Origin of the sequence: Piscinibacter sp. XHJ-5 (assembly GCF_029855045.1) — a bacterium.
Lineage (GTDB): Bacteria > Pseudomonadota > Gammaproteobacteria > Burkholderiales > Burkholderiaceae_C > Albitalea.
In genome coordinates, this window is the sequence record NZ_CP123228.1 from 5,770,160 (window position 1) to 5,793,269 (window position 23,110).

Sequence of the window (23,110 nt, forward strand, 5' to 3'; positions counted from 1 at the left end):
CGGAATCAGACTTTGGTGGTCTCGTAGTAGCGCAGCACGTGCTGCGTCAGGCGATAGCCTTGTTGGGGATCGGCGGCGGCCGGCTGGTTCGCCTGGGCCACGGCTTGCTCGGGGGCGACGGGAAGCGTCTTGGCGGCAATCGCCGCCGCGCCTGCCACCCCCGCGCCGAGCAGGAGGCTGCGGCGTCGGGTGGGGGGCGTACCCCCCGTATCGGCATTCCGATCCAAAGCGCTCGACTTCATGATCTTTTCTCCAGGAGTTGTGTCCTGCCCGCTGACATCAGGACTTTATGCACCATGTTGCATGCGGTCATTAGGGTCTGTCCCAACGGGAAACCCGCCTCCCGTGCGCTCTACGCATCGAGCATGTCGAACGCCTGGGACTCCACCGCAAAAAAGGCCTGCGCGAAGAGAGCCACGGTCCGATAGAAGTCCGCCGCCGGATGCGCGGCGATCTGCTCGCACATCGCCCCGGCCCATGCGCGCAGGTGCGTGTCGAAGAAGCGGCGCTGCGTCGCCAGGTTGCTCACCGCCACGTCGTCGCCGGCGATCAGGAAGCGCATCGCCTCGCACAGGTAGGCGATGTGGTCCTCGGTCTCGGTCACCGTCTCGGCGCGCTCGAGTCCCAGCTCGGCCAAGGTGTCGCGCAGCGCGACCAGAGGCTTCTCATTCAGCGCGCCGGCCAGGTGATGCGACCCGTACAGGAACACCTCGGGCTTGCCGATGCCCAGGAACAGCGCGTCGTATTCAGCGGCCGCCTGCTCGCGCCCGAGGCGCCGCGACGCGCCGACGACGTCGGTCCAGCTCGATTCGAGAAAGGCGCCCGCCACGGGCGCGACAGTAGGGGCCACCTGGAGCTGCTCGTACAGCTCGTGCGAGGGCGGCGCGTAGAAGAGCTGCGCCAGCAGCCCGTAGACCTCGGCGCGCGCCAGCTCGTCGCTGTCGTCGGTGGTGCTCAGGCGAAGGGGCTGGTTCATCGGATGTCGGTGATCTTCAACTCGTCGGTGCTGGTGTGGATGTCGATCACGCGGCAGTCGCTGCACATGCGCAGACGCTCGGCGGCGGCGCCCTGGAACATGGCGTGACCGGCCAGCTTGACGATCATCGCCTCGATGGCCTTCAGCGTGCCGAAGGGCTTGCCGCAGCGGATGCAGCGGTAAGGCTCGACCTCGTTCAGCACCCGCGGCTGCTTGCGCGCCTTGCCCTCGTCGGCCAGCCACAGGCGCGGCTGCAGGCGGATCGCCTGCTCCGGACAGGTGATCTCGCACAAGCCGCACTGCACGCAGTTCTTCTCGATGAAGCGCAGCTGCGGCCGCTCGGGGTTGTCGCCCAGCGCGCTTTCCGGACAGGCGCCGACGCACGCGAGGCACAGGGTGCACTTGCCGGTATCGACCGTGATGCTGCCGAACGGACTGCCGGCCGCCGGCAGCGCGATGGCATCGGCGCGCGCGGGCGCCTGCGAGAGCAGGTGATCGATGGCCAGCTCCAGCGTGGCGCGCTTGTCGGCCTGCACCGCGAAGCTGGCCGGCGGCACCGTGGCCGCGGCGGCCGGCGGCGCCTGCAGCGCCGCATCGAGGCGGGCCAGGTCGTCGTCGTCGCGCGACAACAGCAGGCGCACGCGCCCGGCCGCGCCCAGGCCTTCCATCAGCGCATTGGCCACTTCGGCCTGCGCCGCCAGCGCCTTGCGGTAGTCCGGCGCCTCCTCGTCGGTCAGCAGCAGCCAGACGTCGGACGCGCCATAGGCGAAGGCGGCCAGCCACAGATCGAGGCCGACGCTCGCCGTGTGCCAGACGTCGACCGGCAGCACCCGCGCCGGCACGCCGCGCACGGACGGGCTCACGCGTGCCGCGCGGCCCAGCGCGTTGAGCCGCCGGCTGCCGGCGCCCTGGCTGTGCAGCAGCAGCGCCGGCGCGGCGCCGCCGGCGCGTCGGTAGGTTTGCAGCAAGGTGCGCAGCCGCCTTCCCTGGTGATCCGGCGACGGCGTCGCATAGGTCAGCGCGCCGCTCGGGCACACGGTGGTGCAGGCGCCGCAGCCGACGCAGAGGTGCGGCTCGACGCGGATGCCGCCGCCTTCGGTCGCCAGGCTGCTGATGGCCTGGGCCGAGCACACCTCGACGCAGGCGTTGCAGCCCACTCGCTCGTTGCGGCTGTGCGCGCACAGCTTGCTGCGGTACTGGAAGAAGGTGGGCTTCTCGAACTCGCCGCTCATCTCGCGCAGCTGCAGCACGGCGTCGACCAGCCGATCCGGATCGGTGCCCGCACGGAAATAGCCTTGCGGCGGCTGGTGCAGGGCGAGCACCGGTGTCGCGCCCAGATCGAGCACCAGGTCGAAGGTCTCCGACATCGTCTGCGGGCCCCGCTCGAAGTCGATGGCGCCGGCGGCTTCGCACACGCGCACGCAGTCGCGGTGGCTGCGGCAGCGACCGAGGTCGATCTGGTAGCTGAAGTCGATTGCCGATTCCGGACAGGCCTCGATGCAGGCATTGCAGCGAGTGCACAGGTCGAGATCGATGGGGTTGCCGCTGTCCCATTCGACTTCGAACTGCCCCAGCCAGCCGCGCAGCGACTTCACGGTGCCGGCGTGCACCGGCCAGTCGCGCTGCTGCGTGACTTCGCCGCCGGGACGGGTGAGCAGCAGGCTCACCTCCAGCTTGTCGGCGAGCATCGCGGCGGCGCGCTGCGCGGCGGCCGCGTCGCCGATGATCAGCACCCGGCCGCCGCTGCGGTAGCTCACCGTCGGCACCGGATCGGGTGGCGGGAGCTGCGCGGCAGCGATCAGCGCGGCAATCTTGGGCGTGGCCTGCTTCGCGTCCTTGGACCAGCCGCCGCTCTCGCGGATGTTGACGAAGCGGATCGGCCGCTCCTGCACGCCGGGCGCGCCTTCGGTCTCGGCGTTCAGCTCCAGGAACAGCCGGCTTTCCTGCGTGCAGGCGACCAGCAGGTCATCGCCGCTCTTGGCGGCGCGCTGGAAGGCGCCGGCTTCGCGTCGGCACAGCGTGCTGTGCAGCGTCTGCAGCCCGTCCCCGGCGTCAGGCGGGAGGGCCTTTGCCAGGGCCGCCGGGTCCAGCGGCATCGTCTTGTTGCAGTCGCAGATCAGTGTCTTCATCGGGGGGTACTGCGGAAGGGTCAACCGAAGACTGTGTCACCAGCGGGGCCCCGGCGCCATCGGGGGATGCCTTGGGAGGCGGCGGCTGCGCCTCCTCTTCGAACAGCCCGAGGAACTGCGCCTGCGCCATGTTGCGCAGCATGGACGCAGGTATCGGGTCGGGCTTGCCGTAGTCGTCGATGTAGATGTCGAGGCCGTCCATCATGTTGAAGCGCGGATCGGCGAACAGCTTCTTCAGCGCGGCGTTCTTGACGGCGGGGTCGACGTCGCGGGTGACGAAGCGCGTGAAGTCGGAGCCGGGGGTGAGATCGGCCACGTCCTGCATCGTCGGCGGCGGATCCTTCGGGGGCGGCTCGGGCGCCTCGGGCGCCTCGGCGGGCAGCGTTGCGGCGGAGGGCGGCACGGCCGCAGGGTCGGCCGGCACCGGCTCGGCCGGCAGCTCGACGCCGGCCTTCACCTCGGCCTTGCGGCGGGACCATCTCGACAGGAAACCTTCGTCGCTCATCGGGCGCCTCGCTTGTCCGGCGGCAGGAAGGACGCCGGCCGCTTGCGCTGCTTGGGCTCGGGCCGGTAGTGCTCGTCGGTGTAGGCCTGCAGCCAGCCGCACAGCGGCAGCGGCAGCGGCACGTTGTCGACGCGCTCCTGGGCGTCCAGCCAGCGCCCGGCTTCGTTGTAGGACACGCTGACCGCCTCGGGACGCGCCTGCGAGGGATCCTCGTCGTCGACCCGCCACATGACGAACCACACCGGTGCGCCCGAGCTGAGGTTCAGGTAGTAGCCCTCGCCCTCGTCGTCGAACAGCTCCACGCTGAACGCAGGATGAAGCGTGCGGCGCAGCTTGCCGTCGTCGCGCAGCACCCGGGCCTCGGTGCCGAAGCCTTCGTCGATCACCACGTCGACGATGCGAAAGCGCCAGTCTTCCCAGCGGTTGGGCTGGGCTTCGCGCTCCATCACCACCGCCACCTGCACCGCGGGGCGATCGGTTGTCATCTAGGTGTTCTTGGAAATGCTGATGGTCGGGAACTTCGACGAAAAGTCCTTGGCGCGCTGCGCGATCTTCACCGCGACCTGGCGCGCGACGCCCTTGTACAGCCCGGCGATCTCGCCGTCGGGGTCGCTGACGACGCTGGGCCGCCCGCCGTCGGCCTGAACGCGGATCGACAGGTTGAGCGGCAGCGCGCCGAGGTAGTCCATGCCGTACTCGGCAGCCAGCTTCTTTCCGCCCTCGGCCCCGAAGATGTGCTCCACATGGCCGCACTTCTCGCACACGTGCACCGCCATGTTCTCCACGATGCCGAGGATGGGCACGCCGACCTTCTCGAACATCTTGATGCCCTTCTTCGCGTCGAGCAGGGCGATGTCCTGGGGCGTGGTGACGATCACCGCGCCGGTGAGCGGCACGCGCTGGCTCAGCGTCAGCTGGATGTCCCCGGTGCCGGGCGGCATGTCGACGATCAGGTAGTCGAGATCGCCCCAGTTGGTCTGCCGCAGAAGCTGCTCCAGCGCCTGGGTGGCCATGGGACCGCGCCAGATCATCGGGTTGTCGGCGTCGACCAGGAACCCGATCGACATCACCTGCACGCCGTAGTTCTCGAGCGGCTCCATCGTCTTGCCGTCGTTCGACTCGGGGCGGCCTTCGATGCCCATCATCATGGGCTGGCTGGGACCGTAGATGTCGGCATCGAGGATGCCGACGGCCGCGCCTTCTGCTGCCAGCGCCAGCGCCAGGTTGACCGCCGTGGTGCTCTTGCCGACGCCGCCCTTGCCCGACGCGACGGCGACGATGTTCTTCACGTTGGGCAGCAGCTGCACGCCGCGCTGCACCGCGTGCGGAATGATCCTGGTGGCGAGGTTGACGCTCACGTTCTCCACCCCGGGCAGGCTGCGCGCCGCCGCGATCAGCTCCTTGCGCAGCGCGGCGACCTGGCTTTTCGCGGGGTAGCCGAGCTCGACGTCGAAGGCCACGTCGCCGCCGTCGATGCGCAGGTTCTTCAGCTGCTTGGCCGAGACGAAGTCGCGGCCGGTGTTGGGGTCGGTGACGGACTTCAGCGCTTCGAGCAGCGCGGATTCGGTGACGGGCATGGGGGGCGCAAGGGCGGGTGCTGGAGGACGAATGGACCAGTCTACGACAGCCGGCGCCCGGCCGCCGGCGACACGCCGGCATGCCGCCATCCGCAGGCGGCCACTGCGTCACGGCGCCTAGAATCCGGGCTTTCCCCGGATTTCCCGCGCCATCCCGGCTGCCGCACCATGCCGCGCAAGCTCTTCGTCACCACCGCCCTGCCCTACGCCAACGCGCCGTTCCACGTCGGCCACATGATGGAGTACATCCAGGCCGACATCTGGGTGCGGGTGCTGCGCATGCAGGGCCACGAGGTGCACTTCGTCTGCGCCGACGACGCCCACGGCGCGCCGATCATGATCGCCGCCGAGAAGGCCGGCAAGACGCCACAGGAGTTCGTCGCGGAGATCGCCGCAGGACGCAGGCAATACCTCGACGGCTTTCACATCGGCTTCGACAACTGGCATTCCACCGACGGCCCGGAGAACCACGAGCTCGCGAAGGACATCTACCGCGCGCTTCGCAAGGAGGGCCTGATCGCGGTGCGCTCGATCGAGCAGTTCTTCGATCCGGTCAAGGGCATGTTCCTGCCCGATCGCTACATCAAGGGCGAATGCCCGCGCTGCGGCGCGAAGGACCAGTACGGCGACTCGTGCGAGGTGTGCGGCGCGGTCTATGCGCCCACCGAGCTGAAGAACCCGTACTCCACGCTGACCGGCGCCACGCCGGTCATGAAGTCCAGCGAGCACTACTTCTTCCAGCTGTCCTCGCAGCGCTGCATCGACTACCTGAGGCAGTGGACGGGCCATGCCGGCCGGCTGCAGCCCGAGGTGCTGAACAAGATCAAGGAGTGGTTCGCCGTCGACGAGCAGGGGCACGGCGGGCTGTCCGACTGGGACATCAGCCGCGACGCGCCCTACTTCGGCATCGACATTCCCGATGCGCCCGGCAAGTACTTCTATGTCTGGCTCGATGCACCGATCGGCTACCTGGCCTCGCTGAAGAACTACTTCGCCAAGACCGGTCGCGACTTCGACGCCTTCATGGCCGACCCGGCGGTCGAGCAGGTGCACTTCATCGGCAAGGACATCACCTACTTCCACACCCTGTTCTGGCCCGCGATGCTGCACTTCTCCGGCCGCAAGGCGCCGGACAAGGTCTTCGTGCACGGCTTCATCACGGTCAGCGGCGAGAAGATGAGCAAGAGCCGCGGCACCGGCATCTCGCCGCTGAAGTACCTCGAGCTCGGGATGAACGCCGAATGGCTGCGCTACTACATCGCCGCCAAGCTCAACGCCAAGGTCGAGGACGTCGACTTCAATCCCGACGACTTCGTCGCGCGGGTCAACAGCGACCTCGTCGGCAAGTACATCAACATCGCCAGCCGCGCCGCCGGATTCCTCAGCAAGCGCTTCGGCGGCACGCTGACGGCGCAGCACGCGGCCGACGGGCAGAAGCTGATCGATGCGGTGATGTCGCAGTCGCGCGAGATCCAGCGGCTGTACGAGGAGCGCGAGTACGGCAAGGCGCTGCGCGAGGTGATGCTGCTGGCCGATCGCGTCAACGAATACGTCGACCAGAACAAGCCCTGGGAGCTCGCCAAGCAGGCCGGCCAGGATGCGCGACTGCACGAGGTGTGCTCGGTCTGCATCGAGACCTTCCGCCTGCTCACGGTCTACCTGAAGCCCGTGCTGCCGGCGCTCGCCGCGCAGGTCGAAGCTTTCCTGCGCGTCGCGCCGCTCGCCTTCGCCGACGTCGATCGGCCGCTCGGTCAGCACACCATCGGCGAGTACAAGCACCTGATGCAGCGTGTCGACCCGACGCTGCTCGACGCCTTGTTCGAGCCGCCGCCTGCGCCCGTCGACGCGACGGCGGTCGACGAGCCCGGCGGCGAGGCGATCGCCGAGACCATCGCGATCGGCGACTTCTCGAAGATCGACCTGCGCATCGCGAAGATCGTCGGCGCCGAGTACGTGACCGGCTCCGACAAGCTGCTTCGGCTGACGCTCGACGTGGGCGAACCCAAGCCGCGCAACGTCTTCAGCGGCATCCGCAGCGCCTACGAGCCGCAGGACCTGGTGGGCAAGTACACCGTGATGGTTGCCAACCTCGCCCCGCGCAAGATGAAGTTCGGCGTCAGCGAAGGCATGGTGCTGGCCGCCAGCCACGCCGACGAGAAGGCCAACCCCGGGCTCTACATCCTGGAGGCCTGGCCGGGCGCCACGCCGGGTCTGCGCGTCCGCTAGCCGGGGATCGCCCTCATGCCGCTCGCCACCTCCGCCGCGTCCCGGAAGGCGCGCGCGCGGTGGGCGAGATGGTCGACCAGCGTGTTCGCCAAACCCGACGGCTGGTCGGAATCGCACCAGACCAGCGGCGCCGACTGGCCGGCCGCCAGCGTCACGCCGGTGCATCGCTTTGCCGACACGCAGTGGGACGCCGGGCCGACCAGCGGGGTCGAAGAGCTGCTCGAGGACGGCGCGCTGCTCGGCTTTGCCAGCCTGCCGTTCACCCTCGCCGAGTCCGAAGCCCGCCGGCTGCTGGACGGGCCCGCGCCGGCCGCGCTGCTCGCGCGCTACGCCGAGCACAGCGAGGCGCTGGCGCTGCGCCTGTTTCCGCACTACCGCGGCTGCCTGCGCCGGGGTCCCGTCTCGCTGCGGTCCTGCGGTGTGACCGCCGGCGAAGCGAGCTGGCGCCGCGACGACACACGGTTGCACGTGGCGGCCGACCCCGCCCGGCCGACGCGCGGCACACGGCAGCTGCTGGTGTGCTGCAACCTGGATCCGGCCGGCGGCACGCATGCGTGGCGCGTCGGCGAGCCCTTCGCCGCCCATGCGCGCCGCTACCTCGCCTCGCTGACCCGGCCACTGCCCGGATCGGCCGCGTTGCTGCGGGCACTGGCCGTCACGCGCGGCCGCCGCACGGAGTTCGACCACCTGATGCTGCAGCTGCACGACCACGCGAAGGCCGATCTGGACTTCCAGCGCAACAGCCCCCAGGCGGAGGTCGTCTTCCCGGCGGGCTCGACCTGGATCGTCTATGGCGACCAGGTACCGCACGCCGCCATGACCGGACGGCATCTGATCGAGCAGACCTTCCACTTGCGCGTCGACGACATGCAGCGGCCCGAGACCGCTCCGCTTCGCACGCTGGAGCGCCTGCTGCACCGTCCCCTCGGATAGACTTCGCGACGTGACGATCGCCCGCCACTCCCGCATCTGGCAGCTCTCGCGGCGACGCCGCTTCATGGCCCGGGCGCACCACTGCGGCCCGCCCTGCGCATCGAACGACCCCGTGTCCTTCGATACCAGGAGCTTCCATGGCCTTGCCTCGTCTGCCGATCCAGCTTCATCCCTTCCGCCCGCGGCTGCTTGAGCACCTGCGCGGCTATCGGCGCAGCGACTTCTTCCACGACCTGGGCGCCGGCGTCACCGTCGGCGTCGTCGCGCTGCCGCTTGCGATGGCTTTCGCGATCGCCTCGGGCGTCAAGCCGGAGCAGGGCATCTTCACCGCCATCGTTGCCGGCTTCCTGATCTCGGCGCTGGGCGGCTCCAGCGTGCAGATCGGCGGACCGGCGGGTGCGTTCATCGTCATCGTGTTCGGCATCGTGCAGCGGTACGGCCTGACCAACCTGCTGATCTCCACCGCGCTCGCCGGCGTGCTGCTGTTTGCCATGGGCGCGCTGAAGCTGGGCGCGCTGGTGCGCTACATGCCGGTGCCCATCATCATCGGATTCACCAATGGCATCGCCGTGCTGATCGCGCTGTCGCAGGTGCGCGACCTGCTCGGCCTGCGCATCGACAAGCTGCCGGGCGACTTCTTCTCCCAGATCCACGCGTATGCGACGCACCTCGACACCTTCAACCCGCATGCGCTCGCGATCGGCGGCCTGTGCGCCGCGGGGTTGTTCGTCTGGCCGCGGCTGTTCTCGCCCGGCGCGCTGGTGCCGCAGAAGGCGCTGGAAGGCATCACGTTGCGCACTGCGGCGCGCATGCCCGGGCCCATCCTCGCGCTGGTGACGCTCACCATCGCCGCCGCGGTGCTGAAGCTGCCGGTGGAGACCATCGGCTCGCGCTTCGGCGGCATCCCGCAGGGCCTGCCGTCGCTCGCATTGCCGCCGTTCAGCTGGGACAGCGCCCGCCAGCTGTTCATTCCCACGCTGACCATCGCGCTGCTCGGGGCGGTCGAGTCGCTGCTGTGCGCGCGCGTCGCCGACAACCTGACGACGCAGCCTCGCCACGATCCCAACCAGGAGCTGATGGCCCAGGGACTCGCCAACATGGTGGTGCCGGCCTTCGGCGGCATTCCCGCCACCGGCACCATCGCACGCACCGTCACCAACGTGCGGGCCGGCGCGCGCTCCCCCGTGGCCGGCATCGTGCATGCGCTGACGCTGCTGGCGGTGGTGCTGGTCGCGGCACCGCTGGCCGAATACGTGCCGCTCGCCGCGCTCGCCGGCATCCTGCTCTTCGTCGCGTGGAACATGGGCGAGTGGCACGAGTTCGCACGGCTGCGTCATTTCAGCGTGCCCTACCGCACCATCCTGGTCGGCACTTTCCTGCTGACGGTGATCTTCGACCTCACCGTCGCGGTCGAGGTGGGCCTGGCGCTCGCCTGCGTGTTCTTCATCTACCGGATGAGCACGCTGTTCCGCCTCGAGCCCCATGCCGCGCCGGCCGGCGTGCACGTGCTGCGGCTGTACGGCGCGCTGTTCTTCGGGGCCGTCTCGAAGATGGAGGCGGTCGCGGAGTCGCTGCCGCCTGGCACGCATGCCGTCGTGCTGGAGATGCACCGCCTGGTGCTGATCGACACCTCGGGCCTCGACTCGCTGCGCCAGCTTCAGCGCGCGCTGGAGCGGCAAGGCGTTCGGCTGCTGCTGTGCGACGTCAACGAGCAGCCGCGCAGCCTGATCCAGCGGTCGGGCTTCGAGAAGGAGATCGGTGCCGGGCATCTGCTGCCCGACCTGCCGTCGGCGCTGGCTGCCGTCGGCGGCGCAACGCACTCACCTACCAGAACGCCTCGGCCTTGAGGAACCTTCGCACCGGCTTGTCGCCTCGCGCGATCAGCTCCTGCTTGCGTCCAGCCAGCCAGCCGAGCGCGAACAGCGCATGCGGATCCTCGCTGCTGCGGTTGCGATAGGCGTCCAGCGCCACCATCACGTCCACGATCTCGCCCAGGCATTCCTGCAGCTTGCGCAACGGCTTGAGGTAGCGTTCGACCGCACGCGGCTTGAACAGGCTCGCCGCGAACTCGATGGCGTAGCGCAGTGTCTTCGCTCGCTTGCGAAGCGTGTGGCGACCGACGTCGTCGAGCTCGTGGAAGCGCTTGGCGTCGGCGCGGACCTTGTGGTGCCAGCGGCCGATCCGATGGGCCAGCGCGGCGCGAAGTTCCGGCGCATCGTCGGCCGCGCTCTCGGCGGCCTGCCGGGTCTGCGCGAACAGCTCCAGCAGCAAGGCCTGCGCCGGTCCCAGGCGCATCAGCTCTGCCGGATCGGCCGCGTCGTCCGGCGCAGGCATCGCCGGTGCCTCGAAGCCGAGTCCTGCGGCCGCCAAGGCCTCGCTCAGCGCCACGGCCAGCGGCGCGGCGACGGCGGCTCGGTCGCGCGCCGCCCCGAGACGGCGAAACAGCACCGCGGCCTCCAACGGCAGAGCGGCGGGAGTGGCCTCGGCGGGAAACACGCGCAGCGCGGTGCGCATGCGCCGCAGGCCGATGCGCAGCTGATGCACGTGCTCGTCCTCGAAGGTGCCGCTCGCCACCTGGCTGCCGTTGGCGACGATCTGTTGCAGGCAGGATCCCAGCACGGCGCGCCGTCCCTCGGCCAGCGACATCTCGCGCATCAGCTCGACGGCAGCGGCCTTGCACGGCGGCGTCATCGTCTCGCCGCGTGCCAGCAGGTCGCCCCGCGCGGCCTTGCTGCGGGTGTCCAGCCACAGCCGGTGGCGCAGCACCCAGCGCCGCGCGGCGGCGATCACCGCTTGCGGCGACCCGGCGAGCAGCTCGATCTCGAGCTCGCACACCGGAAGGCGGCGCGGCCCGGCCACGATCTCGCCTTCGTCGAACGCCAGCTCCAGCGTGCCGTGCGCGGTGCGCACCCGGCGGCTGCGGCGTCGGATGTCGGTGCGGTACAGGCATTGCAGCGCCGGCGATGGCGCGCCGCGCAGCACCTCCAGCAGGCGATCGCCCGCCGGCGTGCCGGCATGCAGTTGCGGATCGGCGAACGTGTCGGTCGAGGTCGTCGCCGGCAGGCCCACGTTGTGCTCGAACCGCGTCATGCCGTCGACCGCGTCGGCTTTCAGCGTCTGCATCCACCGGCGTCCCTCGCGCCGCACGCGCAGCGCCATGCCGGCGCGAGCCAGCGCTCGGTCGGCGGTGTCGAAGTAGGCCGCCTGCAGGCGTTGGCGCTGCGCCGCATGGCGCCCGGCCACTTCGGCGTCGACGGCGCTTCGGCAGGCCGCCGGAACCTGCAACTTCAGCTCGACCTCGTGCACCCCTGCGCTCCCCGTAAAATCCTCGGTTTCACCTTCTGTCGGGCCGACTCGCCATGCCGCTGTTCTGGAAACCGTACAAGTCCGATGTCACGCAGTTCATCGAGGAGCTGAAGGCCATGAAGCCGACGCTCGAGGACGAGCAGCGCGCCGGGCGGGCCCTGCTGTGGGACAAGCGCATCGACCGCGACGCGCAGCAAGAGTACCGCGAAGCCCGCGTGGCGCAGCAGCCCTACGTCTACCAGACCAAGGTCTGAGCACCGCGGACGTTCTGCCGTGAAAGACGACGCGAACACCACGCAGGCCTACCCGCCTGCCGTGCCCGACATGCCGCCGCCCCCCGCGCCGGTGCTGCCCGAGGAGGTGGACCGCGTCGCGATGGCGCGCCTGTACGGCGAGCCGCTGTTCACGCTGCCGCAGGACCTGTACATCCCGCCCGACGCGCTGGAGGTCTTCCTCGAGGCCTTCGAAGGTCCGCTGGACCTGCTGCTGTACCTGATCCGCAAGCAGAACTTCAACATCCTCGACATCCCGATGGCCGACGTGACGCGGCAGTACCTGGCGTATGTCGAGCAGATCCGCAAGACCAACCTCGAGCTGGCCAGCGAATATCTGCTGATGGCGGCGATGCTGATCGAGATCAAGTCGCGCATGCTGCTGCCGCCGAAGAAGACGGCCGACGGCCAGGAGCCGGAAGACCCGCGCGCCGAGCTGGTGCGCCGCCTCATCGAATACGAGCAGATCAAGCTGGCCGCCGCGCGGCTGGATGCCCTGCCGGTGCTGGGCCGCGATTTCCTGCGCGCGCAGGTCGTCATCGAGCAGTCGCTGACGCCGCGCTTTCCCGACGTGCATCCCGACGAACTGCGCGCGGCCTGGGCCGACATCCTGCGCCGCGCGAAGCTGACGCAGCACCACACGATCACGCGAGAGCAGCTTTCGGTGCGCGAGCACATGAGCATCGTGTTGCGCACGCTGCAAGGGCGCCGCTTCGTCGAGTTCGAAGACCTGTTCGACGTTCGCCGCGGCACGCCGGTGCTGGTGGTCACCTTCATCGCGCTGCTGGAGCTGGCGCGCGAGCACCTGCTGGAGATCACCCAGGCGGAAGCCTTCGCGCCGATCTACGTGCGGCTGGCCTACCAGCCGTCCTGACCCCTCTCCCATCCCTGCGGCCGCCATCGCATGGCGGGACCCTGAACATGCAAACCACGCCTGTCCAGTTTCATCGCCCCGCCCTGTGCTCCGGCACTGCCCGCTGGCGAACCGACGATGTCGAGGCGCTGTTCGAGCTGCCCTTCAACGAGCTGCTGTTTCGCGCGCAGACGGTGCACCGGGAGCACTTCGATCCGTCGGCGGTGCAGCTGTCGACGCTGCTGTCGATCAAGACCGGCGGCTGCCCCGAGAACTGCGCCTACTGTCCGCAGTCGGCGCACTTCGACACCGGCGTCGACGCCACGGCGCTGATGGCGCTCGACGAAGTGCTCGAGGCCGCGCGTCGCGCCAGGCAGGCTGGCGCGACACGCTTCTGCATGGGCGCCGCCTGGCGCGGCCCCAAGGACCGCGACATCGAGAAGGTCGCCGCGCTGGTCGCCGGGGTGAAGTCGCTGGGGCTGGAGACCTGCGCCACGCTGGGCATGCTGGGCGAAGGCCACGCCGAGGCCTGCGCGACGCGGGCCTGGACTACTACAACCACAACATCGACAGCGCGCCGGACAAGTACGCCGACATCGTCGGCACGCGGCAATTCGAAGACCGCCTCGATACGCTGCGCAAGGTGCGCGGCGCCGGCGTGAAGGTGTGCTGCGGCGGCATCGTCGGCATGGGCGAGTCGCGCCGGCAGCGCGCGGCGCTGATCGCCGAGCTGGCCAACATGGAGCCGTATCCGGAGTCGGTGCCGATCAACCACCTGGTGCAGGTCGCGGGCACGCCGCTGCACGGGCTCGATCCGCTGGATCCGTTCGAATTCGTGCGCACCATCGCGGCGGCGCGCATCACGATGCCGCGGGCGATGGTCCGGCTGTCCGCCGGTCGGCAGCAGATGGGCGAGGCGGTGCAGGCGCTGTGCTTCCTGGCCGGCGCGAACTCCATCTTCTACGGCGACAAGCTGCTGACCACCGGCAATCCCGACGTCCAGGCCGACCAGATGCTGCTCGGCAAGCTGGGCATGAGAGCGACCGCATGAGCGTGCGCAAGCCGGTCACGCTGCATCGACTGCGCGAGATGCACGCCCAGGGCGAGCCGATCGCCATGCTCACCTGCTACGACGCGTCGTTCGGCCGCGTGCTGGACGAGGCCGGCGTCGACTGCCTGCTGGTCGGCGACTCCCTCGGCATGGTGCTGCAAGGCCACGCGAGCACGGTGCCCGTGACGCTGGCCGACATGGCGTACCACGTGCGCTGCGTGGCGCAGGGCCGTCCCGCGGCGTGGCTCATCGGCGACCTGCCTTTCGGCAGCTACCAGTCGTCGCCCGAGCAGGCGATGGCGTCGAGCGTGGCTCTGATGCAGGCCGGCGCGCAGATGGTCAAGCTGGAGGGCGGCGGCTGGACGGCCGATACGGTTCGCTTCCTCACCGAGCGCGGCGTGCCGGTGTGTGCGCACCTGGGCCTCACGCCGCAATCGGTGCATGCGCTGGGCGGCTACCGCGTGCAGGGACGCGACGAGGAGGCCGCCGCCACCTTGAAGCGCCAGGCGCGCGAGCTCGCCGATGCCGGCGCCGGCATGCTGGTGCTCGAGCTGGTGCCCGGCACGCTCGCCGCGGAGGTGACGAAGGCGCTGCGGGTGCCGGTCATCGGCATCGGCGCGGGCAACGGGTGTTCTGGGCAGGTGCTGGTGCTGCACGACCTGCTGGGGGTCACGCGCGGCAAGCTGCCGCGCTTCGTGCGCAACTTCATGGAAGGGGCGCCGTCCATCGATGCGGCCGTGGCCCGCTATGTCGCCGACGTCAAGGCGCGGCGCTTCCCCGACGACAACCTGCACGCATACTGAGATGAACCTCGTTCACACCATCGCCGAGCTGCGCGCCCTGCTGCCCGAGGCCGGCCGCTGCGCCTTCGTGCCGACCATGGGCAACCTGCATGAAGGCCATCTGAGCCTCACGCGCCAGGCCGCCCGCCACGGCCTGCCGGTGGTGGCCAGCATCTTCGTCAACCGGCTGCAATTCGCGCCGCACGAGGACTTCGACCGCTACCCGCGCACGCTGCAGCGTGACTGCGAGCTGCTCGAGGCCGCGCAATGCGACATCGTCTTCGCGCCCGACGAGCGCGAGCTCTATCCGCAGCCCCAGGCGTTCAAGGTGCAGCCCGATCCGGCGCTGGGCGACATCCTCGAAGGGCACTTCCGTCCCGGCTTCTTCACCGGCGTGTGCACGGTCGTGATGAAGCTTTTCGGCTGCGTGCGGCCGAAGGTGGCGGTGTTCGGCAAGAAGGACTACCAGCAGCTGATGGTGATCCGCCGCATGGTCGAGCAGCTCGCGATGGACGTGGCCATCGAAGCCGGCGAGACCCGGCGTGCCGACAGCGGGCTCGCGCTCTCTTCGCGCAACGGCTACCTCAGCGATGCCCAGCGCGCGAAGGCGGTGGAGCTGGTGGGCGCGCTTCGCTCCCTGGGGGTGCGTTACCGCGAGGCGCCGCACCAGCGCGATCGCCTGGAAGCGCAGGCGATCGAATCGCTGGCTTCGCGGGGATGGGCACCCGACTACCTCACGGTCCGCCGGCGCAGCGATCTGGGCGTCCCGACCGATGCGGGCGAGCCGCTGGTGGTGCTGGGGGCAGCCAGGCTGGCGACGACGCGGCTGATCGACAACGTCGAGGTGTGACTTCGGGGATCAGCGCGTGGCGCGCCGGCGCACGCACTCGATGTACTTCTCCCCGTCCGGCGGCAAACCGCTTCGCTGCGACGCCCACATCATCTCGCCCAGGCATTCCATCACCTCGTGCTGCGCCTCGTGCGCGGAGCCGCGCCGGGCGGCGAGCAGTTCGAAGGCCTGCTTGATGCCGCGCGGCTGGTCGATGCTGACCTGCTCGCTGATCGACAAGTGCATCGACAGGTGAAGAAACGGATTGGTGCGCCCGGCCTCGACGTCGAACACCGCCGCCAGCGCGGCGTCCGCGTCGGCCAGGTCGGCGTGGTATTCGGGATGCGCGGCGATCCAGTCGGACGCCATCGCCTCCAACGGTGTCATCGGCACAGCGTCGCGTTGCTTGCGAAAGGCGTCGCAGAAGAATCGCCTCACGTCGGTCTGGGAAGGGGCAAACATCGCAGAATTGTCGCCTTCCCTCGATCCCCTTGCCCTTGTCCAACCTGCCGCTGATCGACGACCCGGCCTTTTACGCGCTCGCGGTGCCGGCCGTGTTGCTGATGGGACTGGCCAAGAGCGGCTTCCTCGGCGGCTTCGGCTCGCTCGCGACGCCGCTGCTGGCCCTCGTCGTGCCGGTGCCGCAGGCCGCCGCCATCATGCTGCCGCTGCTGCTGGTGATGGACGCGACCGGCCTGCAGCAGCTGTGGCGGGATCGCGATAGCGCGCTGCTTCGCCTGCTGCTGCCGGCGGGCCTGATCGGCACCGTGGTCGGCACGGTGCTCTTCGGCGTGCTGTCGACGAAGACCGTGGCGGGGCTGGTCGGCGGACTCACGCTTCTGTTCCTGGCGCAGCGCCTGGTGTTTCCGCCGCGCGCCGACGCACCGCCGCCGCCGCGCGCGCTGGGCTTCGTGCTCGGCATCGCTTCGGGCTTCACCAGCTTCGTGGCGCATGCCGGCAGCCCGCCGATCAGCGCCTACGTGCTGCCGCTGCGACTGCCGCCGGTCACCTTCGCTGCCACGATGGCGGTGTTCTTCGGGGCGGTGAACCTGTCCAAGTGGATCCCGTATGCCTGGCTCGGTCTCATCGACATGCGCAACCTGTCGACCTCGCTGGTGCTGCTGCCGCTGGCACCGGTGGGGGTGTGGCTGGGCGTGTGGCTCACCAGGCGGATCGCGTCCGCCTGGTTCTATCGACTGGCCTATGCCGGGATGTTCCTCACCGGCGCAAAGCTTCTGTGGGACGGGTTGAAGTGAGGCTGCTCAAGGCCCTTCGTTGCCGATGGTCGGATCGAGCACGAGCACCCGCTTGCCGTCGGTCACCTTGACGTCGTACTTGTAGTTCTTGGTGTTGGTGTTCGCATCGACGCACGAGAACACCTTGCCGCCGCCGTTCACCTTGAAGTCGGTGAACTGCCCGTCGTTGTCGTGGATGACGATGCCGTCGCTCGGGAACGTCCACCCCTGGGTCTGCAGGTTCCACTTGATGGTCTCGTTCTTCAGCTTGCCCATCTTCAGGTCATCGATGTCGACGCTGACCTGATCGCCGTTGACCCTGACTGCGACTTGACTCATGGCTTTTTCCTTGGATTGATGTGCCGCCGTGGCCCCGGTCCATCGGCGAGCTCGTTGACAAGTGCGGCAAGGTCGGGGTGCCGGTAGGGAGAGGCTTGAATTCGGGTGGCCAGTGCGGCGGCCGCGTCGCTGGCGCCGAGGCGCAGCTCGGCCCGGGCCAGCAGGGTCAACGCCGGCGCGCTCGCCTTCGCGGCGACGGGGCGAAGGCGCTCGGCCACGGCGCGCCACTGCGCCTCGGCCGCCTCGGGCCGGCCTTCGCGGGACATCCAGTCGCCCAGGAGCAGGTTGAGCGCCGACAGCTGGCGCGCCTGCACGGCGTCGAGCGGGGTGCCCGAGGCCTGCTGCGCGGCGATCGCCGCCAGGTAGGACGTCACCGGCGCCGTGGGCAGCGCAGCACCGCCGGCCAGCGCCACGCCGGCCCGCAGCTCGTACAGCCAGGCGAGCAGGAGCATCTGCCGGCGGGTGTAGGGCGGACCTGCGGCCACGATGCGCCCGATGTCGGACGCCACGCGATCGAGCTCGGCCTGCGCTGCGTCGCGATGGCGCAGTGCGAGCTCGATGCCGGCCAGGCTGAGCCGCGCGAAGCAGCCCTGATCCAGCCACAGCAGGTTCGTCGAGTCGAGCGCCACCAGCGCGTCCAGCTGCTCCACCGCGCTGCGCGCTTCTCGCAGCGCGAGTGGCGCATCGCCGAGCGACAGGTGCAGTCGCCCCAGCTCGAACGCGGCGTTGCCCAGCAGCCGCTGCACCTCGCGATTCAGGCGCGCGTCGGGCACCGCGCGCAGGACGTCGACCTTGGCCTGCTCGGCCGCGATGGCTGCCGCGAAATCGCCACGTGCGTCATGGGCACGGGCGATCCAGCCGTGCGAATTGGCCAGCTCGAGCCGGTGCTCGGGCCGCGCCTGCACGATGCTCTCCATGGCACGCTGTGCATCGACGAAGGAACGCAGCGCCTGCTCGGCCTGGCCGGTGTCGAGGTAGACGATGCCGACGTTCTGGCCGGCGTAGAAGGTTTCGAGTCGCCAGTCGAGGTTGCGCGGATCCAGGCGGCTGAGGCGCTGCGCCAGGTCGAGATAGCGGCCGAACGAATCCTCCGCCTGCTTCAGCTGGCCGCGCCGCCGCGCGATGTAGCCCACCCAGTACACGCTCTGGGCATGGTCGAAGATGCGCTGCCCGTCGTTCGGCGCCCGCTCGAGCAGTTGCCCGGTGGTGCGCACGGCGGCTTCGAAGGCGGCCTGCGCATCGTCGAGCCGTCCGCGCTTCTCATGGATCTCGCCGATCAGGTGCAGCGCGCGCGAACGGCGGCCGAGCGAATCGGCATCGAGCCGCCCGCTGCCCTGGGTCGCGTAGTACGCCAGCGCCTTTTCTCCGACGGCGTCGAGCACGTCCAGGCGTCCCACCGGCTGCAGCTTGCGGCGCAGGTCGCCCAGCATGAATTCGATGAGGCCTTCGGCCTGGATCTGCTGGCGGCGCGCCTCCCCCGCCTGCCACAGCGCCACCCCGATGCCGCCGGCGATGGTCGCGACGACGACGCACGCCGCCGCGACGCCCGCGCGATGCCGGCGAACGAACTTCGCGGTCCGGTACGACAGCGCGTCGCGGCGCGCCGCCACGGGCTCGTCAGCGAGGTAGCGACGCAGGTCGTCGGCGAAGGCTGCCGCGTTGGCGTAGCGCTCGGCGGGAGACTTCTTCAAGGCCTTGGCGACGATGTTGTCGAGGTCGCCGCGGAGCTGGCGCGCGAACCTGCGGCCGGCGGGGTCGCCGTGAAGCCGCCGGCCCACCGCATCCGACAGGCGCCGCGGCTCGATCTCGACCACCGCCCGCATCTGGTCCACCGGTGTGCCCGACGGGCTGGGCGTCGGATGGCTGCCGCCGAGCAGCACGTACAGCAGCACGCCCAGCGCGTAGACGTCGGTGGCCGTGGTCACGTCGCCGCCCTGCACCTGCTCGGGCGCCGCGAACTGCGGCGTGAAGGCATTGCCGTCCAGCCGCGTCAGCTCGGTGGCCGACGTCGGTACAGAGGCGTCGTCCATCAGCTTGGCGATGCCGAAGTCGAGCAGCTTCACTTCGCCCGCCGGCGTCACGAGGATGTTCGACGGCTTGATGTCGCGGTGCAGGATCAGCCGGTTGTGGGCATGCGCCACCGCGGCCAGCACATCGAGGAAGACGCGAACGCGGGCGGCGACGTCCAGCGAGCGGGCTTCGCAGTAGCGGTCGATCGGCTCGCCGTCGATGTACTCGAGCACCAGGTAGGGACGCCCGCGCGGCTCGACGCCGGCGTCGATCAGCCGAGCGATGTTGGGATGCGCCAGGCGGGCCAGGATGCTGCCTTCGCGCGAGAAGCGCTCGGCCAGGCCGCGCGAGCGCAGTCCGAGGTTGAGGAACTTGATGGCGACGCTGCCTTCGTAGCGGCCGTCGGTGCGGCGCGCCAGCCAGACGCTGCCCATGCCGCCTTGCCCCAGCTCGCGAACGATCGTGTAGGCGCCGACCGTCTCGCCGGCCAGGCCCGCGGTCTCGGGCAGGGAGGGGGGTCGGCTGAGGAAGTCGCTGCGCTCGACGGCATCGAGCTGTCCGAGCAGCATCGCAAGCGCCTGTGCGCTCTGCGGATCCTCGCGGCGCAACGCCTCCTGGCGGTGCTCGCGCTCGGAGGTCGGCAGGTCGAGCAGCTCGTCGAGCAAGGGACTGAGCCGCGCCCACTCGGTCTTGCCGACGACGAAGCGGCGCGCCTGTCCGCCGCCCAGCGTCAGCGCCGGATCGCCAGCGTCACCGATGCCGGGAACGGCGGCCGTTCCGGCTTGGGGTGACTGCTGCGGCATAGGGCTCCTCCGTTGGCGGGCGAAACCATATACGAAAGGCCACCCCCTGGGTAGGACAGCGGCGGCATCAAGTTCGATCTGCGCGTGACATCGTTCCGGCCGGCTCGGTTCGTCCGGCCCATCCCGCCTGCAGCTTGCGCCGTTGCGCCTGCTCGCGTTCCTGGGCGAACTGTTCCTCGAGCTGACGGCGGCCCTGCTTGGCGGCGGTGATCAGCTTGGCCTCGTCCTTCCAGTGCGGTGCCATGGCCAGCACCTGCGTGACGTTGTGGCGGCGAAAGCGCAGGGCCAGCGTGCGCGCGTGGTGCGCCTCCCAGCCGAGCAGCTCGAGCGCGCTGCGCCCGGTCATCAGCGCCGAGTCGAGCGTCTCGCGCTCGATCAGCTCGACGCCGGCATCGCGCAGCGCGTAGAAGTGCTGGACGTTGCGCGCGCGGGCGACGAGGGCGAGCTGCGAGAAGTGCTGGCGGGCCATCCTGGCGATCTCGATGCTCTGGTCGACGTCGTCGATCGCCAGCACCAGCACCCGCGCCTTGTCGGCCCCGGCGATGCGCAGCAGGTCCAGCCGCGTCGCGTCGCCGTAGAACACCGGCCAGCCGAAGCGGCGCATCGCCTCGATCTGCTCGGCGTCGTGGTCGAGCACGGTCGGCGTGATGCCGTTGGCGTAGAGCAGGCGGCCGACGATCTGGCCGTAGCGGCCGAAGCCGGCGATGATTACCGCCTCGTGCTGCGGTTCGCTGATCTCCGGCAGGTCGGTGCGCCGCGAGCCGGCCAGGCGCGGGATCCACCAGCGGTCGGCGGCCTTCAGCACCAGCGGCGTCAGCAGCATCGAGATCGCCACCACCGCGACCAGCAGCGAGCTTGCCGGTGCATCGATGACGCCCGCCTGCGCCGCGGTCTGGAACACGACGAACCCGAATTCGCCGCCTTGGGCGAGCAGGATGATGAACACCGGCCGCTCCTGCCGCGGCAGCGGCATCACCCGCGCCATCGTCCACAGCACCGCGGCCTTCAGCAGCAGGAAGCCCGCCACCAGCAGCGCGACCAGTCCCGGTCGCGCCAGGACCACGGCGAAGTCGATGGTCATGCCGACGGCGATGAAGAACAGCCCCAGCAGCAGTCCCTTGAACGGCTCCAGGTCGGTTTCGAGCTCGCGCCGGTATTCGCTCTCGGCGAGCAGCACGCCGGCGAGGAAGGCGCCCAGCGCCATCGACAGGCCGACTGCCTGCATGAGCGCCGCCGTGGCGATGACCAGCAGCAGCGATGCTGCTGTGAAGATCTCCGGCGTCTCGCTGCGCGCGATCCAGCGCAGGGCCGGGCGCAGCAGCAGACGGCCGCCGAGCACGATCGCGGCGATGACGCCGACGACCTTGGCCGCATCCCACCAGCCACCCGTGTCGGCCGCTTGCGCCGCGTGCACGCCGACTGCCAGCAGCGGCACCAGTGCCAGGATCGGGATGGCTGCGACGTCCTGCAACAGGGCGACGCTGAGGATGCTCTGCCCCGAGGTCGTCGGCATCAGGTTGCGCTCGGCCAGAACGCCCAGCCCGATCGCCGTGGACGACATCGCCAGTCCCACGCCGGCCACCAGTGCGAGACGCCAGTCGGCGCCGGCCAGCACGCCGGCGCCTGTCATCAGCGCTGCCGAGCCGAACAGCTGCACGCTGCCCCAGCCGAAGATCGGACGGCGCAGCGCCCAGAGCCGGCGCGGCTCGAGCTCGAGGCCGACGAGGAACAGCATGAGCACCACGCCGAATTCGGCGAAGTGCAGCATGTCCTGAGCATCGGTGACCAGCTTGAGGCCCCACGGCCCGATGAGGATGCCGGCGCCCAGGTACCCGATGATCGAGCTCAGTCCCACCACCCGTGCGAGCGGAACAGCGATGACGGCCGCCGCCAGGTAGACCAGCGTGCCGTGCAGCCAGGTGCCGTGTTCCATCACGCGGCCTCCATCGCCGGCCGTGCGCTGGCCGGTACCTCGCATTCCGGGCAGCTGCCCATCTCCTCGATCTCGGGCCAGTCGGGATAGGCGGCCAGGCGCTGCGCATACACGTCGGCATGGGCGGCCAGCTCCTCCTCGCCGACGCGATGCGCCCCGTGGAGCATCAGCGGCGGCAGGAAGCGCAGCCCGCACAGCGCGGCGCTCTGTTCGTAGGGCGGCAGGAAGGCGTCGAAGAAGTAGCGGTTGTAGCTGTCGGGCCGGTACGAATCCTGGGGACCGCCGGTGGAGCCGACCAGCCAGACGTCCTTGCCATGCAGCGCGTCGCCTCCCGGACCGTATGCCCAGCCGAACGACAGCACCTCGTCCAGCCAGAGCTTCATGAGCGGCGGTGGGCCGTACCAGTGGATCGGGTGCTGCCACACGATGAGCCGGGCGGCGGCCAGCCGCGCCTGCTCGGCCTCGGCATCGATCAGGTAGTCGGGATACAGCGCGTACAGGTCGCGCACCTGCACCCGCGGCCCGGCGCTGCGCGCAGCCTTCAGCAGCCGGCGGTTCACGCGCGACTGCTCCATCGCCGGATGTGCCAGCAGCACCAGCACGTCGGCACGCGTGTCTTGGGGTTCGTTCATGGCGGGGTTCGTCTCGATATCCCCGGGACGGGGGTCGCCGCTAACATAACCCGAAACCCCATAGCAAACCTCCCGGGAGCCCAACATGCCGGTGATCGTGGTCGCCAACCCGAAGGGCGGCGTCGGCAAGAGCACGCTGGCCACGCAGGTCGCCGGCTACTTCGCGTCGAAGGGACATGCGGTGATGCTGGGCGACGTCGACCGGCAGCAGTCGTCGCGGATGTGGCTGAAGCTGAGGCCCGCGGGGGTGCCCGCCATCCAGGCCTGGGAGGTCTCGCAGGATGACATCGTGCGCCCGCCCAAGGGCACGACGCACGTGGTGCTCGACACGCCGGCCGGCCTGCACGACAAGCGCCTCGAAGCCGTGATGCGGCATGCCGACAAGGTGCTGGTGCCGCTGCAGCCGAGCATCTTCGACATCCATGCCACGCACGACTTCCTGCGCGAGATCCTGGCGCGCAAGAAGCACGGGGGCGTGCAGGTCGGCATCGTGGGCATGCGCTTCAAGGAAGGCACCATCTCGGCCGACCAGCTGCGTCACTTCCTGGGCACGCTCGACGTGCCGGTGATCGGCTACCTGCGCGACACGCAGAACTACGTGCACCTCGCCGCGCGCGGACTCACGCTGTGGGACGTCGCGCCCAGCCGCGTGCAGCGCGACCTGGAGCAATGGCAGTCGATCGGCGAATGGCTCGATCGCTGACGCATCGCCGGTTCGT

21 protein-coding genes and 1 pseudogene are annotated in these 23,110 nt (G+C 69.8%); 10 read left to right on the top strand and 12 right to left on the bottom strand.

Translation table 11 applies throughout. The features are described 5' to 3' along the window. Positions 1 to 5 precede the first annotated feature (5 nt). The 6 genes from P7V53_RS27320 to apbC all read right to left on the bottom strand — a co-directional run bounded on the left by P7V53_RS27320 (position 6) and on the right by apbC (position 5,187). Positions 6 to 242, bottom strand: a complete 237-nt coding sequence (locus P7V53_RS27320; protein ID WP_280152638.1) for a formate dehydrogenase — start codon at positions 240 to 242, stop codon at positions 6 to 8. Positions 243 to 352: 110 nt separating this feature from the next. After that, positions 353 to 976 (bottom strand): molecular chaperone TorD family protein, encoded by a 624-nt coding sequence (locus P7V53_RS27325; protein WP_280152639.1) that lies wholly within the window; start codon positions 974 to 976, stop codon positions 353 to 355. After that, positions 973 to 3,105 carry a 4Fe-4S dicluster domain-containing protein gene (locus P7V53_RS27330; RefSeq protein WP_280152640.1) on the bottom strand — a complete coding sequence of 711 codons (2,133 nt, stop codon included), beginning with the start codon at positions 3,103 to 3,105 and terminating at the stop codon, positions 973 to 975. The genes P7V53_RS27325 and P7V53_RS27330 overlap by 4 nt, the downstream gene beginning before the upstream one ends. Next, the gene (locus tag P7V53_RS27335; RefSeq protein WP_280152641.1) at positions 3,029 to 3,610 is read right to left on the bottom strand and encodes a DUF3306 domain-containing protein; all 582 of its coding nucleotides are present in this window, start codon (positions 3,608 to 3,610) and stop codon (positions 3,029 to 3,031) included. Before P7V53_RS27335 ends, P7V53_RS27330 begins: the two co-directional genes overlap by 77 nt. Next, positions 3,607 to 4,095 (bottom strand): DUF3305 domain-containing protein, encoded by a 489-nt coding sequence (locus P7V53_RS27340; protein WP_280152642.1) that lies wholly within the window; start codon positions 4,093 to 4,095, stop codon positions 3,607 to 3,609. Before P7V53_RS27340 ends, P7V53_RS27335 begins: the two co-directional genes overlap by 4 nt. Then, positions 4,096 to 5,187 carry an iron-sulfur cluster carrier protein ApbC gene (gene apbC, locus P7V53_RS27345; RefSeq protein ID WP_280152643.1) on the bottom strand — a complete coding sequence of 364 codons (1,092 nt, stop codon included), beginning with the start codon at positions 5,185 to 5,187 and terminating at the stop codon, positions 4,096 to 4,098. It lies immediately after the preceding gene. A gap of 168 nt (positions 5,188 to 5,355) precedes the next feature. Here apbC and metG point away from each other — a divergent pair, with 168 nt between their 5' ends. The 3 genes from metG to P7V53_RS27360 all read left to right on the top strand — a co-directional run bounded on the left by metG (position 5,356) and on the right by P7V53_RS27360 (position 10,193). Beyond that, positions 5,356 to 7,413, top strand: coding sequence for a methionine--tRNA ligase (gene metG, locus P7V53_RS27350; protein ID WP_280152644.1), 2,058 nt, complete (start codon positions 5,356 to 5,358; stop codon positions 7,411 to 7,413). An 81-nt stretch (positions 7,414 to 7,494) separates the two neighbouring features. Then, positions 7,495 to 8,346, top strand: coding sequence for a Kdo hydroxylase family protein (locus tag P7V53_RS27355; RefSeq protein WP_280152645.1), 852 nt, complete (start codon positions 7,495 to 7,497; stop codon positions 8,344 to 8,346). 137 nt (positions 8,347 to 8,483) lie between these two features. Further along, complete coding sequence (locus P7V53_RS27360; RefSeq protein ID WP_280152646.1) at positions 8,484 to 10,193, top strand: SulP family inorganic anion transporter; 1,710 nt, start codon at positions 8,484 to 8,486, stop codon at positions 10,191 to 10,193. Here the strand turns inward: P7V53_RS27360 and P7V53_RS27365 are convergent. Beyond that, a complete protein-coding gene (locus P7V53_RS27365; RefSeq protein ID WP_280152647.1) occupies positions 10,171 to 11,652 on the bottom strand; it encodes a CYTH and CHAD domain-containing protein in 1,482 nt (493 codons plus the stop codon). The two genes, P7V53_RS27360 and P7V53_RS27365, sit on opposite strands and share 23 nt — an antisense overlap. A 53-nt stretch (positions 11,653 to 11,705) precedes the next feature. Here P7V53_RS27365 and P7V53_RS27370 point away from each other — a divergent pair, with 53 nt between their 5' ends. From P7V53_RS27370 to panC, 5 genes and pseudogenes are all read left to right on the top strand, one after another. Continuing rightward, positions 11,706 to 11,906, top strand: a complete 201-nt coding sequence (locus tag P7V53_RS27370; RefSeq protein WP_280152648.1) for a DUF3460 family protein — start codon at positions 11,706 to 11,708, stop codon at positions 11,904 to 11,906. A 70-nt stretch (positions 11,907 to 11,976) separates the two neighbouring features. Further along, a complete protein-coding gene (locus tag P7V53_RS27375; RefSeq protein ID WP_280156630.1) occupies positions 11,977 to 12,798 on the top strand; it encodes a ScpA family protein in 822 nt (273 codons plus the stop codon). A gap of 47 nt (positions 12,799 to 12,845) precedes the next feature. Next, positions 12,846 to 13,828: pseudogene (gene bioB / locus P7V53_RS27380) on the top strand (biotin synthase BioB). Then, positions 13,825 to 14,631, top strand: a complete 807-nt coding sequence (gene panB / locus P7V53_RS27385) for a 3-methyl-2-oxobutanoate hydroxymethyltransferase (RefSeq protein WP_280152649.1) — start codon at positions 13,825 to 13,827, stop codon at positions 14,629 to 14,631. Before bioB ends, panB begins: the two are co-directional and overlap by 4 nt. A gap of 1 nt (position 14,632) precedes the next feature. Then, on the top strand, positions 14,633 to 15,460 hold the full coding sequence (panC, locus tag P7V53_RS27390) for a pantoate--beta-alanine ligase (RefSeq protein WP_280152650.1): 828 nt from the start codon (positions 14,633 to 14,635) through the stop codon (positions 15,458 to 15,460). Between the two features lie 9 nt (positions 15,461 to 15,469). On the opposite strand, the gene P7V53_RS27395 is transcribed toward panC, so the two are convergent. Continuing rightward, positions 15,470 to 15,901 (bottom strand): DUF1841 family protein, encoded by a 432-nt coding sequence (locus P7V53_RS27395; protein ID WP_280152651.1) that lies wholly within the window; start codon positions 15,899 to 15,901, stop codon positions 15,470 to 15,472. A 35-nt stretch (positions 15,902 to 15,936) separates the two neighbouring features. Between P7V53_RS27395 and P7V53_RS27400 the strand changes: the two genes are divergently transcribed. Next, a complete protein-coding gene (locus P7V53_RS27400; RefSeq protein ID WP_280156631.1) occupies positions 15,937 to 16,695 on the top strand; it encodes a sulfite exporter TauE/SafE family protein in 759 nt (252 codons plus the stop codon). A gap of 6 nt (positions 16,696 to 16,701) precedes the next feature. Here P7V53_RS27400 and P7V53_RS27405 read toward each other — a convergent pair whose 3' ends face one another. The 4 genes from P7V53_RS27405 to P7V53_RS27420 form a co-directional block, all read right to left on the bottom strand. Then, complete coding sequence (locus tag P7V53_RS27405) at positions 16,702 to 17,013, bottom strand: hypothetical protein (RefSeq protein ID WP_280152652.1); 312 nt, start codon at positions 17,011 to 17,013, stop codon at positions 16,702 to 16,704. Continuing rightward, the gene (locus tag P7V53_RS27410) at positions 17,010 to 19,826 is read right to left on the bottom strand and encodes a serine/threonine-protein kinase (protein WP_280152653.1); all 2,817 of its coding nucleotides are present in this window, start codon (positions 19,824 to 19,826) and stop codon (positions 17,010 to 17,012) included. The genes P7V53_RS27405 and P7V53_RS27410 overlap by 4 nt, the downstream gene beginning before the upstream one ends. A gap of 67 nt (positions 19,827 to 19,893) precedes the next feature. Then, positions 19,894 to 21,759 (bottom strand): glutathione-regulated potassium-efflux system protein KefC, encoded by a 1,866-nt coding sequence (gene kefC / locus P7V53_RS27415; protein ID WP_280152654.1) that lies wholly within the window; start codon positions 21,757 to 21,759, stop codon positions 19,894 to 19,896. Further along, the gene (locus tag P7V53_RS27420) at positions 21,759 to 22,391 is read right to left on the bottom strand and encodes an NAD(P)H-dependent oxidoreductase (protein WP_280152655.1); all 633 of its coding nucleotides are present in this window, start codon (positions 22,389 to 22,391) and stop codon (positions 21,759 to 21,761) included. Before P7V53_RS27420 ends, kefC begins: the two co-directional genes overlap by 1 nt. Positions 22,392 to 22,476: 85 nt before the next feature. Here P7V53_RS27420 and P7V53_RS27425 point away from each other — a divergent pair, with 85 nt between their 5' ends. Beyond that, positions 22,477 to 23,094 carry a ParA family protein gene (locus tag P7V53_RS27425; protein WP_280152656.1) on the top strand — a complete coding sequence of 206 codons (618 nt, stop codon included), beginning with the start codon at positions 22,477 to 22,479 and terminating at the stop codon, positions 23,092 to 23,094. Positions 23,095 to 23,110: the final 16 nt, after the last annotated feature.